Source organism: Rhodococcus sp. R1101, assembly GCF_000278445.1.
Lineage (GTDB): Bacteria > Actinomycetota > Actinomycetes > Mycobacteriales > Mycobacteriaceae > Rhodococcus > Rhodococcus gordoniae.
Genome location: NZ_AJVB01000089.1, coordinates 1 through 11,331 on the forward strand (window position 1 = coordinate 1; position 11,331 = coordinate 11,331).

Below are 11,331 nucleotides of genomic sequence, written 5' to 3' on the forward strand. Positions count from 1 at the left end.
GAACATCGGCACGACGCTGAGCGTCCAGCTCGCCACCTCGTCGTAAGGGAGCGTGGTCAGCGCACTGGTGACCGTCCGCTCACCGCGCATGGCGTACAGCCCCGCGAACGACGGGACGAGCATCGACAGCGCCACCGGCACCCGGAGGAAGAGCAGGGTCACCATCATGACGAGGGCCGCGCATCCGATCGCGACAGGCTTCAGCGGCATGAAGACCGCAGCCGTAGAACCCACGAGCATCAGCATCAAGACACCGAAGAGCGTCCAGGACCGAGTCGAGAACTTGTTGCTGGACCCCACCAGTGGTGGTTGAGGCGCGGAGTCGCGCGAGTCGACGGTCGTTGTGGTGGTCATCGGATCTCCGAACTCGGCGCGGGTGAGGTAGTGGGGGGCAGACCCAACTCGTCGGCGACTTCCTCTTGAATACGGGCGACCTCGGCGTCGGCTTCCTCGACGGAGTCGACAGCGTCTTCTGCGCCGCGCAGTACTCGAATTCCGGCGAGAGCGAATTGAACTGTCAGAACACCGAAAGCGATCGGGACGAGGAAGTACACGGGCCACGCCACCACCGTGGAAACACCTGCAGTCTTGCCGATGTCACGCGCATGAAGGGCTTCCTGCAGCCCGAACCATGCGAAGCCGAGGAACACCACGACACCGATCGCGTAACCGCCGGCGAGCACAGCGCGTCTGACGTTCTTGGGGAAGTACTGCGCCACAAGGTCAGCCACGATGTGCTCGCCCCTGCTCTGTGCGGCCATGAAGCCGAGCAGAGCGATGATCGGGACATAGATGTACTGGGTGATCTCGAGCGTGTTGGGGATAGGCGAGGAGGCGAACGCACGCGTGAGCGCGTTGGCGGTCACGTGGATCATCATGACGAACAGCACGACGATGGCAGGTATCTCGATGAGCAGCTGCAACGGGCTGGGCCGTTTCGAAGCGCTCGGGGATGCGCTCATGTCAACTCCGCTGGTGTGAGGGGAAGGTAGGCACGTGGGGGACGCCGATGTCAGGTGGTGAGCAGCTGGGCAAGCGCAGTGAGTACCGCACCGAGCCGGTCCGGGTCGACGTCCTCGATCCGGACCCCGGAATCGAGATTGCGATGCACCACTGCTCACCCCTCCGTCGTGATCTGCGTCACGTGGTTGAGTCATATCATTCGCCTGAATTGTCCCGGAGTCAAGAGTTCCTGCGAATGATTGACGTCTTCTCGACTTGACGTGCCGAGACCGGCGTCACACAATCACAATAGATGATCACCATTATCTGCAATAGATGTCAATCCCGAACGAGGTCCGATGACACCCCCCGACACTCCGCCGAAGCCCCTACCCCTCGCCGACGACACGACCGCCGCGTACTGGCAGGCCGCACGTAATAACCGTCTCGCGGTGCAATACTGCACTCCCTGCAGCCGTTACCTGCACCTTCCGGTCGAATCCTGCCCTACCTGCGGCACCGCCGAATTGACCTTCGAGGCGGTGTCGGGCCGCGGAACGCTCTACTCATACACCGTCATGCACGACGCCCCTGCCCCTGGATTCGCCGACCGTCTCCCCTACGTCGTCGCCGTCGTCGAACTCGACGAACAGAGCGGCCTGCTCGTCACGACCAACCTCGTGGACACCGATCCGGTGGACGTGCACATCGGAATGTCCCTGGAGGCGACCTTCGAAGAGCTCGCTCCGGGCGACGTCGTACCCCAGTTCCGACCGAGGAAGGCGTGACCATGTGGGAATACCGTGACAAGGTCGCCATCGCCGGCGTCGGTTACACCGAACTCATCCGGCGCAACCCGCGCACCCTCCTGTCCTTGACCGTCGAAGCCATCGACGCCGCGCTCACCGACGCCGGACTCACCCGCGACGACGTCGACGGCCTCGCGACCACCCCCACCATGCCGGTCTACGGTGGAGAGAAGGGCACCCGCGACGGAATCGACGTCGTCACCCCCGGCCACCTGGCGGGCGCCCTGAAGATCCGCGACAACATCACGTGGCTCGGCAACACCATGCCCATGGTCACCCACGCGGCCATCGACGCGATCAACGCGCTCGTCGCCGGGGCATGCACCCACGTCGTGCTCTACCGCGCACTGCACATGCCGCAAGGCCGTTATTCGAACTTCGGCTCCGCGCGCGCAGCCGGAAGGGACCAGTTCTTCGCACCCTACGGATTCTCGATGCCGGCCGGCTGGGCCGCGACCGTCGCACGACGCTACCTCGACCTCGCCGGTGCAACACGAGAATCCTTGGCGCGCTTCGTCGTCGACAACCGCGAACGGGCTCACGCGAACCCGAACGCATACTTCCGCGGTAAGACACTGACCGTCGACGACTATCTGTCGTCGCGCATGATCGCCGACCCCATCACCATGCTGGACTGCGACCTGCCGGTGGACGGCGCCGTCGCCGTCGTACTCACACGCACCGACCGTGCGCGCGACCTCCGCAACCCGCCCGCGTTGATCTCCGGGTACGCCACCAGCAACCACGTCGGCGCCACGGGCGTCCCGATGACGTTGGAGGACATCCTCGCCGGCGCCGAAACCACCGGCGACCGGCTGTGGAACGCCGCCGGGGTAGGCCGCGCCGATATCGACATCGCGCAGCTCTACGACGGCTTCTCGATCTTCACCTACACCTGGCTCGAAGGCCTCGGCTTCTGTGGTCGCGGCGAGGCCGCCGGTTTCATCGACGACGGCAACGCACGGCCCACCGGCACACTGCCTCTCAACACCGGTGGGGGCTGTCTCGCCGAAGGGCGGCTGCACGGCATGACCCAGCTGACCGAAGCCGCCTACCAGGTGACCGGTCGTGCCGGAGAGCGACAGATTCCGGACGCGAAGCGGTCCGTCGTCACGGTCTCCAACGGATTGGCAGGGTCGACGGCGTTCGTCATCTCTGCGGACTCCTGACAACCGCACGACCACGAACAACCGCGTGCGTCCGTCGGACGTACGCGGTTGTGAGTCAACGAGGTGCGGCCATCAGGGACTCCTGAATACTCCGTAATCGCCGACTCGGAGCCACCTACAATGGAGTTCGCCGGCAACGGTAACCGTTTCGAATGTTGCGCACCCATCAGGACTCGCGAACGACCAAGTCATTTCGAGCACCGCAACACCGTGAAACTGTAAAGCCGTTTTGTTGCGTCACGGGGCCCCGGAGCAAAAATCACTCCGGGTCCCTCGTGCCGAAGAACCCTCGTACCGAAGAATCAGTCTTCGAGTCCCGCCAACTGCGCCGCGAACTTGCGACGCGCGAGCTCCTCGAGCTCGGGCAGGTGGTAGCTCGGGAACAGGCCGTCGTGGGGTTCGGCGTCACGCAGCAGCTGACGGGCCAGACCCACCTTGTGGATTTCCGTTGCGCCGTCGGCCAGCCCCATGTGGTAGCTCTCGAACAGCCACTTGCCGAGGGGAAGTTCCTTGGACACACCGAGCGAGCCGTGCAGTTGCACCGCGCGAGAGGTGACGTCCAGCAACACTTTCGGCATCGCGGCCTTGACCGCGGCGATGTCTTTGATGACCTTGCGGTAGTCCTTGTACCGATCGATACGCCACGCGGTCCGCAGCACGAGCAGGCGGAACTGCTCGATCTGCAGCCACGAATCCGCGATCATCTCCTGGACCATCTGCTGGTCCCCGAGACGCTTTCCCCGCGTGGTGCGGGAGACCGCACGTTCGAGCATCATGTCCAGCGACGCCTGCACCAGGCCGACGGTGCGCATCGCGTGGTGGATACGGCCACCGCCCAGCCGCGTCTGCGCCACCTCGAACCCCTGACCGACCTCTCCGAGGATGTGGTCCTTGGGGATTCGCACGTCCGTCCACCGGGTGTAGGCGTGGGTGCCGACCTCGTAGTCGTGACCCCACACGCCCGTGTTGCGGACGATCTCGAGGCCCGGTGTATCGGCCGGAACGATGAACTGCGACAGGCGACGATGAGGTGCGGCGTCCGGGTCGGTCACGGCCATGATGATGTAGAACGACGCGAACCGCGCATTGCTGCCGAACCACTTCTCTCCGTTGATGACCCATTCGTCACCATCGAGAACCGCGCGGGTCTCGAACTCCACCGGGTTCGAACCGCCCTGCGGTTCGGTCATCGCGTAGCACGAGACGATCTCGTTCTCGATGAGCGGCTTCAGATAGCGTTCCTTGAGCTCCGGGGTGCCGTAATGCGCGAGAATCTCGGTGTTGCCCGAATCCGGAGCCTGAGCACCGAAGACGATCGGTCCGGAGTGCGTGCGACCGACGATCTCGTTGAGCAGCGCCAGCTTCAGCTGACCGAACCCCTGACCGCCGAGCTCGGGGCCCAAGTGGGTCGCCCACAGGCCTTTCTCACGGACCTTGTCCTGCAGCGGAGGAATCAGCTTCTGTCGCAGCGGGTCCTGAAGATCCCAGGCATGGGTGATGACCTTGTCGACGGGTTCGACCTCGTCGGTCACGAACTCTTCGGCCCAGTCGAGCACCTTCTGATACTCGGGGTCGGTTTCGAATCCCCAGCTCATGTGGGTTCCTTTCTCAAGAATTGTGCGGTGCGAGCGGGTCAGCGCATCGCGGTGCGGCCGCCGTCGACCGGGATGATCGCGCCGGTGGTGAAGGTCGAGCCGGGTCCCGCCAGGTAGAGCGCGGCACCGACGATTTCGTCCGGGTTGCCTGCTCGTTCGAGCGGAAGAGCTTTGAAGCGTTCCGCGACGACGTCCATGTCCCAGGACTTGCTGATGTCGGTGAGGAACGGGCCTGCCATGATCGCGTTGACCCGCACCGCCGGGCCGTACTCCTGCGCGAAACCCTTGGTGATGACGTTCAAGCCGGCCTTCGCGGCGGCGTAGGGCAGGTCGCCGGGGGTAGGCCGCTCCGAGGCGATGGAACTGATGTTGACGATCGAACCGCCCCCGGCCTCGGCCATGCGCGGTGCCACGAGCGTCGTCAAACGGAACGCACCCTTGAGGTTGACGTCGAAGACCTTGTCGAACAAAGCTTCCGTGACCGACTCGAGCGAGTCGTACAGCGGTGACATGCCTGCGTTGTTGATCAGGATGTCGATCCGACCGAATTCGGCGTAGACCCGTTCGACGAGTGTCTCCTGGGCATCCCAGTCGCCGACGTGGCAGGCCACCGGCAGCGCCCTGCGCCCCGTGGTCTCGCGGACCTCGGCGGCGAGCTTCTCGCAACTGTCGATCTTGCGGCTGACGATGACGGTGTCGGCCCCCGCCGCGGCGAATGCGAGCACCATCTCGCGACCCAGCCCCCGGCTCCCGCCGGTGACGAGGGCGACCTTGCCTTCCAACGGAAGTGTGCGATCGGTCATCGTGTCCTCTCCTTCTCGGGCAGTCCGTTCCCGCCCGCTTCACGTGTGGCACCGGGATCGGTGGTGGCGACGAGCGGTACGACGGCCTTCCCGGTCGCCCGGCCGTCGAGCATCCCGAGGAAGGCGTCCCATGCGCCGTCGATCCCGCCCGGGAACTCGGTGTGTACGGGCCGGATCGCTCCGGATCGCAGCCATCCGGACATCTGTTCCTCGAAGGCGTCGCGCGCGTCGAGGTGGTCCCGGAGAAGGAAGCCTTCCATCCGGGCGCGTCTCCAGACGAGCTTGATGAGGTTGCGCGGTCCCGGCTGTGGTGTGGCCGAGTTGTAGATGCTGAGCATGCCGCACAGCACGATGCGCGCATGATCGTCGATCACACGGATCGCGGCCTCGAGGTGTTCGCCGCCCACGTTGTCGTAGTAGACGCTCAACGCCGACGCGCCGACCTCTTCCATCGCCGTCCGCAGCAGGTCTTTCACCGGGCCGTCGTGGTAGTCGAAGGCGGCATCGGCACCGAGTGCACGTGCCACGTCCGCCTTCTCGGGGCTGCCCACACTGGCGATCACGGTGGCACCGCGCAGTTTCGCGATCTGCACGGCGACGGATCCGACGGCTCCGGCGGCCGAGGAGACGAACACGACGTCCCCGGTCTCGATCCGGGCGATGCGTTCGCATCCGATCCAGGCGGTCATCCCGGGTATCCCCATCGGACCGAGATGGTCGGCGGGACCGAGACCGTCGTCCCGGAGGATGCGGCACTGCTCGGCCGGCACCACGGCGTGGCTGCGCCATCCGTGTTCGTGCAGCACGAGGGCACCCTCCGGCATCGCGGGATCGGTGGTCTCGACGACCCGGCCGACCGTGGGCGCGAGCATCGGTTCGTCGAGCGGGTACGGCTCGGCATAGGTGGCCTCACCACCGATCCTGCCGCGCATGTACGGCTCGACGGACATGACGAGGTTCTCCACCAGCACGGATCCGCGGGTGATCGGAGGCAGCGTGGCATCGACCAGTTCGACGTCCTCCGCGCTCGGCCGACCTTTCGGACGGGAGCGAAGGACCCACTGGCGGGTGAGTTCGGACGGCACAGGGGTCTCGATTCAGACCGGGCCGGCTGCGGTGATCTGCGTGATCAGATCCCGGCGAACCAGCTTTCCGGTGGGCGTCTTGGGCAGTTCGTCGACGAAGACCACGTCATCGGGGGTACGCGAACCCCGCAGACGCTCACGGCACCAGGCCCGCACCTGCTCGGGTTGCGCGTGATCGTCGCCGACGGGAACGATCACGGCGCAGATCCGTTCTCCCCATTCGTCGTCCGGTACACCGACGACGGCGACCTCGCGTACGTCGTCGTGCCGGACGAGCACGTCCTCGATCTCGGCGGGTGCGATGTTCTCACCGCCGCGGATGATGGTGTCGTCGACGCGTCCTCCGATGTAGAGGAAACCGTCCTCGATGCGGGCGCGGTCACGGGTGGGGAACCAGCCGGCCTCGTCGAGCACCGACCCCTTCCCCATGTACTCGCCACTGACCTGCGCCCCCCGCACCCACAGCAGTCCGGTCTCGCCGTCGGCGAGGACGGTGATGTCGTCTTCCGCGCGGATCTGGGCCTCCATGCCGGGCACGATGCGTCCCACCGACGACAGCCGGTCCCTGATGGACTCGTCGGACAGCGCCTCGCGATGATCGTCGGGTCCGAGAACGGCGATGGTGGAACTGGTCTCGGTCAAGCCGTAGGCGTTGACGAACCCGGTCTCAGGGAAGGCGGCGAGTGCGCGCTCGAGCACGGGTTGCGAGATCCGTGCCCCACCGTAGGCGAGGGAAGCGAGGGTCGGGGTACGGGCGGGTTCACCGCCCAGGTGGTCGACGACGCGAGCGAGCATCGTGGGCACGACCATCGCGCTCGTGATGCCCTCGGTGCGCACGAGATCGAGCCAGCCCTGGGGCGTGAAGTCCGGCAGGTACACCATCCGGCGTCCCGCGTAGATGTTGCTCAGGACGGCACCCATGCCCGCGATGTGATACGGCGGGGTGCTGACCAGAGTCGCCTGTTCCTCACCGGCGGAACCGAATTCGACGGTGTTGAACAGATATGAGGTGAGGTGGTGGTGCCGGAGCAGCACTCCCTTGGGCGCGGAGGTCGTCCCCGAGGTGAACAACACCACCGCAGTTCCGTCGTCGGAGGACGGTTCGGGGCTGCCGGCGCCGGCGGCGCGGGCGGCTTCGAGGAACTCGTCGCCGGTGAGCACGACATCGGCCGCTCCGCGCAGTGCGTCCCGGTAAGCGGGGTCGGCGACGATCAGCGGCCGATCGAGCTGTGCGACGAGGTCGTTCAACTGGCCTGCGGTGAGCCGGTAGTTCAGAGGCGCGATAGGGATGCCCGCCTTCGCCGCTGCGAACGTGAGCACAGGCAGGACGGGGCTGTTGACACCGACGAAGACCAGGTGGGCGGCGCCGTGTTTGCGAACGAACTCGGCACCTCCGGAGGTCAGTTCGTCGAGCTGCCGATAGGTCAGCCCCGATTCGAGGGGACCCACCGCCACTCGGTCCGGTACGACCGAGGTCGCCATGTCGAGAACCATTTCGATACCCATTGCACCACCTGGATGAGAGCGACCGGCTTGTCCACGACGCTGCTCTACCGGCGCGTGAACGGCCGCGCTTCGGAAGTTCGAGAGCTTCCCGCCGGTGCGCTGTCGAGCCGGCCGGGCGTCGTGAGGTGAACTCTAACAATCATGAGCCCTAATGTGAAGCTAATCATGACAATGGTTGATATGGATGTGTAGAGTGCCCATCGAGTGTCCCCGGTCACTCGCCTGTACAACCCGTTCCTGGCCCGAGATCCGGAACTCGACACGAAACACGAGGTGGCACCGATGAGCGACCGCGCCCACGTGGACGTCGCAGCCCTGACGTCCTGGCTGGACGACCGAGGTGTCGGCACCGGGCCGATCACCGACGTCGTAGGCCTCACCGGCGGAACCCAGAACATCCTGGTCCGCTTCACGCGGAACGGACACGACTACGTGTTCCGGCGGCCCCCGCTGCACAAACGCGCCAACAGCGACGAGACGATGCGGCGGGAGGCATGCATCCTCACCGCCCTCGCAGGCAGCACCGTGCCCCATCCCCGACTCGTCGCGTCCTGCGACGACACCGAAACGATGGGCTTCTGCTTCTTCGTCATGGAAGCGGTCTCCGGATTCACCGCGACCACCGAGGTTCCGGAACCACACGCATCGTCACCGCAGATGCAGCACGCCATGGGACTCGCCCTCGCCGACGCCGCGGCAGCCCTCGGGAGCGTCGACCCCACCGTCCTCGGGCAACAACAGTTCGACCGCGCCGACGGATGGATCGAACGACAGGTGGGCCGTTGGCGTAAGCAACTGGACTCCTACCACGAACTCGACGGCTGGCCCGGTCCCGAACTCGACGGTGTCGACGAGATCGGCCGATGGCTCGACGAGCACCGGCCCGCCACCTGGAGCAAAGGAATCATCCACGGCGACTTCCACTTCGGCAACGTGATGTTCGAGCGCGAGTCACCTGCGGTCGCGGCGATCGTCGACTGGGAACTCGCCACCGTCGGCGACCCCCTCCTCGACCTCGGCCACCTGCTCGCGACCTGGCCCGACCCGAGCGAGTCCCGCACGAAGGGACTCGCGCAGCAACTCGACGGACTGCCCTCCCGCGACGAACTCGTCGCCCGGTACGGACAAGCGAGCGGTCGCGACATGAGCAACTTCGACTGGTACCAGGTTCTCGCCTGCTACCGGCTCGCGATCATCCTCGAAGGCACCCACGCGCGCGCCTGTGCCGGAAAGACCGACGAAGCGCTCGGAGCGCGTTTCCACGCGGTCTCCCAGGCCCTGCTCGACCAAGCGCTGCGACTGGTCGCCACTACCTGCATCGCTCCGACCTCCCGTTCGTCTCACGTCGTCTGACACCTTCCGGAAGGAATCTTCGTGACCACCGACCCCCGTTCCGTCACCGAGTACAAGTACCTTCGTTACGAAACCCACGACGAAGGCACCATCGCCCGCATCGTGCTCGACCGCGTGAAGTACCGCAACGCCCAGAACCGGGGCCTGCTCGTCGAACTCACCGCGGCCTTCCTGCGAGCCGAGGCGGACGACGACGTGCGCGTGGTGATCCTGGCCGGCAACGGCCCGGTCTTCTCCTCCGGGCACGACCTCGGGAGCCCCGACTACCTGGCCGAGCGGAACCCCGGCCCCGACCAGCATTGGTCCTACGCGTGCACCGGCGGCACCAAGGACGCCGTCGAATCCCGCTTCCACCAGGAGTGGCACTACTTCTACGAGAACACCCGTCGCTGGCGCGATCTCCGCAAGATCACCATCGCCGAGGTGCACGGCAACGTCTTCTCCGCAGCGCTCATGCTCACCTGGGCGTGCGACCTCATCGTGGCCGCCGAAGGCACCCAGTTCGCAGACGTCGTCGCCACCCGGCTCGGCATGTGCGGCGTCGAATACTTCGGTCATCCCTGGGAATTCGGCCCCAGGAAGGCGAAAGAACTGCTTCTGACCGGAGACAGTCTCGACGCCGAGGACGCCCGCGCGCTCGGCATGGTGAGCAAGATCTTCCCGGCGGACGATCTCACGGAGAAGACCCTCGAGTTCGCGCGCCGCATCGCACGGGTACCGACGATGGCGGCGATGCTCGTCAAGGAATCGGTCAACCAGAGCCAGGACGCGATGGGTTTCAGCAACGCACTCGACGCGTGCTTCACGATCCACCAGCTCAACCATGCGCAGTGGACCCATCTCTCCGGTGGCAAGGCTGTGGTCGGCACGCCCGAGCTGGGACTACCCGACTGGAAGACCGCTCCCCCCATCACCAGGGCCGACCCCTACACCCCCTGATCCGGCGAGTACGGCGAACGGGCCCGGAAGCAACCTGCTTCCGGGCCCGTTTCGCTACGATCCGCGAGATCCGTCACGAAGGCCGATGTGCGACCATCACCTCGTCGAACAGCGCATCGACGAAGGCGGTCACGTCGAGTGCCTCGGGGCTGTACCACTCTGCGAAACCGCCGTAGTCGACGGTGTTCTCGTATCCGAGATCGGCCACGGTGGTGCGCCACGCCGCGGCCCTCTCACGCACCCGCTCGACGAACTCCTCACCGCCCGGTGCGGTCGTCGCCAGGTTCGCGACGATCGACTCGTTCTTCGCCTTCAGTGCTTCGCGAGCATCGTCCGCGAAGGTCTGCGCGGAACCGCCGAACTGCGCGATCGTCGCGGATGCGTCCACTGTGCCGTCCCAGATCTTGTTCAGGCTTCCCTCGACGAACACGTCGAGCCGATCCCACAGCAGCTGTTGAGCGACCAGCGGAAGATCGTTCCAGACATCGGCGTTCATCGCGAGCGCGCCTGCGGTATTGGCGAATCCTGCCTCGGGATCGATCACGACATGCGGGGCAACCTCCATGATCCCCGCAATCATGCCTGCGGTCAGCGTGGTCGCAGCACACGCAGCCACCCCGCGCTGCAGACTCTCGTAGTACTCGGTGTATCCGATCGAGACCGGGTTTCCGCCGAGCGCGGTGACCTGGGTTCCGAGAGTCGCCGAACCGGACGCGATGGACTGACCTTTCAGCTCCCCGAGTTCGTTGCGGTCCTGGTTGCAGATCAACGCGATCGACCCCGAGTTGAACGACGGGAGCAGAAGTTTCAGTCCGTGATCGTCGTACTCGTCCATGATCTCCAGGGTCGAGAAGGCCACGTCGACCGGCCATGCATTGGACGACAGCGTTCCCACGATCACGCTGTTGTCCGACAGGACACTGGCGTTGTTCAGGGCGAAAGTGGCCGGATACTCCTGCGGTTCGTATGCCCCCATCACCTGCGCGAGATCGAGCCGGCCGTCGAGGACGGCGTCGTCGGCCTCGGTGGGTGAGGCAATGCCGTTCGAGTACACGATGTCGAACGTGATCTTGCCGCCGGACCATTCGGACACGGCGTTCGCGTAGTTCTCGATGTGCAGGCCACCCGAT

The 11,331-nt window shown here is 65.5% G+C and carries 10 protein-coding genes and 1 pseudogene; 4 read left to right on the forward strand and 7 right to left on the reverse strand.

What is annotated here, in order from left to right; translation table 11 throughout:
- Together R1101_RS26190 and R1101_RS26195 are read right to left on the reverse strand one after the other, a co-directional pair.
- Positions 1 to 354, reverse strand: a pseudogene (locus R1101_RS26190) (TRAP transporter large permease); the annotation flags it as partial.
- Complete coding sequence (locus tag R1101_RS26195) at positions 351 to 962, reverse strand: TRAP transporter small permease (protein ID WP_051017505.1); 612 nt, start codon at positions 960 to 962, stop codon at positions 351 to 353. The gene R1101_RS26195 and the pseudogene R1101_RS26190, both read right to left, overlap by 4 nt.
- Before the next feature lie 339 nt (positions 963 to 1,301).
- Between R1101_RS26195 and R1101_RS0108670 the strand changes: the two genes are divergently transcribed.
- Both R1101_RS0108670 and R1101_RS0108675 read left to right on the forward strand, forming a co-directional pair.
- Positions 1,302 to 1,730, forward strand: a complete 429-nt coding sequence (locus R1101_RS0108670) for a Zn-ribbon domain-containing OB-fold protein (RefSeq protein ID WP_016933045.1) — start codon at positions 1,302 to 1,304, stop codon at positions 1,728 to 1,730.
- A gap of 2 nt (positions 1,731 to 1,732) precedes the next feature.
- Entirely contained in the window at positions 1,733 to 2,920 is a 1,188-nt protein-coding gene (locus R1101_RS0108675) for a thiolase C-terminal domain-containing protein (RefSeq protein ID WP_037222598.1), read from the forward strand.
- 302 nt (positions 2,921 to 3,222) lie between these two features.
- Here R1101_RS0108675 and R1101_RS0108680 read toward each other — a convergent pair whose 3' ends face one another.
- Genes R1101_RS0108680 through R1101_RS0108695 form a run of 4 tightly spaced genes read right to left on the reverse strand, consistent with a single transcriptional unit; the run spans position 3,223 to position 7,909 of the window.
- Entirely contained in the window at positions 3,223 to 4,515 is a 1,293-nt protein-coding gene (locus R1101_RS0108680) for an acyl-CoA dehydrogenase family protein (protein WP_016933047.1), read from the reverse strand.
- A gap of 38 nt (positions 4,516 to 4,553) precedes the next feature.
- Positions 4,554 to 5,318, reverse strand: coding sequence for an SDR family NAD(P)-dependent oxidoreductase (locus tag R1101_RS0108685; protein WP_016933048.1), 765 nt, complete (start codon positions 5,316 to 5,318; stop codon positions 4,554 to 4,556).
- Positions 5,315 to 6,403 (reverse strand): NADP-dependent oxidoreductase, encoded by a 1,089-nt coding sequence (locus tag R1101_RS0108690; RefSeq protein WP_016933049.1) that lies wholly within the window; start codon positions 6,401 to 6,403, stop codon positions 5,315 to 5,317. The genes R1101_RS0108685 and R1101_RS0108690 overlap by 4 nt, the downstream gene beginning before the upstream one ends.
- A 12-nt stretch (positions 6,404 to 6,415) precedes the next feature.
- Positions 6,416 to 7,909 carry a class I adenylate-forming enzyme family protein gene (locus R1101_RS0108695; protein WP_026003046.1) on the reverse strand — a complete coding sequence of 498 codons (1,494 nt, stop codon included), beginning with the start codon at positions 7,907 to 7,909 and terminating at the stop codon, positions 6,416 to 6,418.
- Between the two features lie 282 nt (positions 7,910 to 8,191).
- On the opposite strand from R1101_RS0108695, the gene R1101_RS0108700 reads away from it, so the two are divergent.
- Both R1101_RS0108700 and R1101_RS0108705 read left to right on the forward strand, forming a co-directional pair.
- Positions 8,192 to 9,262, forward strand: coding sequence for a phosphotransferase family protein (locus R1101_RS0108700; protein WP_051017506.1), 1,071 nt, complete (start codon positions 8,192 to 8,194; stop codon positions 9,260 to 9,262).
- A gap of 21 nt (positions 9,263 to 9,283) precedes the next feature.
- Positions 9,284 to 10,201, forward strand: coding sequence for an enoyl-CoA hydratase (locus tag R1101_RS0108705; RefSeq protein ID WP_016933052.1), 918 nt, complete (start codon positions 9,284 to 9,286; stop codon positions 10,199 to 10,201).
- Between the two features lie 73 nt (positions 10,202 to 10,274).
- Here the strand turns inward: R1101_RS0108705 and dctP are convergent.
- A partial coding sequence (gene dctP / locus R1101_RS0108710; RefSeq protein WP_016933053.1) for a TRAP transporter substrate-binding protein DctP occupies positions 10,275 to 11,331 on the reverse strand: 1,057 nt, incomplete at its 5' end.

Excerpts from the sequence above, each read along its gene's own strand:
- R1101_RS0108685 (WP_016933048.1), bottom strand. The coding sequence starts at position 5,318 with ATGACCGATCGCACACTTCCGTTGGAAGGCAAGGTCGCCCTCGTCACC.
- R1101_RS0108700 (WP_051017506.1), top strand. The coding sequence starts at position 8,192 with ATGAGCGACCGCGCCCACGTGGACGTCGCAGCCCTGACGTCCTGGCTG.
- R1101_RS0108680 (WP_016933047.1), bottom strand. The coding sequence starts at position 4,515 with ATGAGCTGGGGATTCGAAACCGACCCCGAGTATCAGAAGGTGCTCGAC.
- R1101_RS0108675 (WP_037222598.1), top strand. The coding sequence starts at position 1,733 with ATGTGGGAATACCGTGACAAGGTCGCCATCGCCGGCGTCGGTTACACC.
- R1101_RS0108695 (WP_026003046.1), bottom strand. The coding sequence starts at position 7,909 with ATGGGTATCGAAATGGTTCTCGACATGGCGACCTCGGTCGTACCGGAC.
- R1101_RS26195 (WP_051017505.1), bottom strand. The coding sequence starts at position 962 with ATGAGCGCATCCCCGAGCGCTTCGAAACGGCCCAGCCCGTTGCAGCTG.
- R1101_RS0108670 (WP_016933045.1), top strand. The coding sequence starts at position 1,302 with ATGACACCCCCCGACACTCCGCCGAAGCCCCTACCCCTCGCCGACGAC.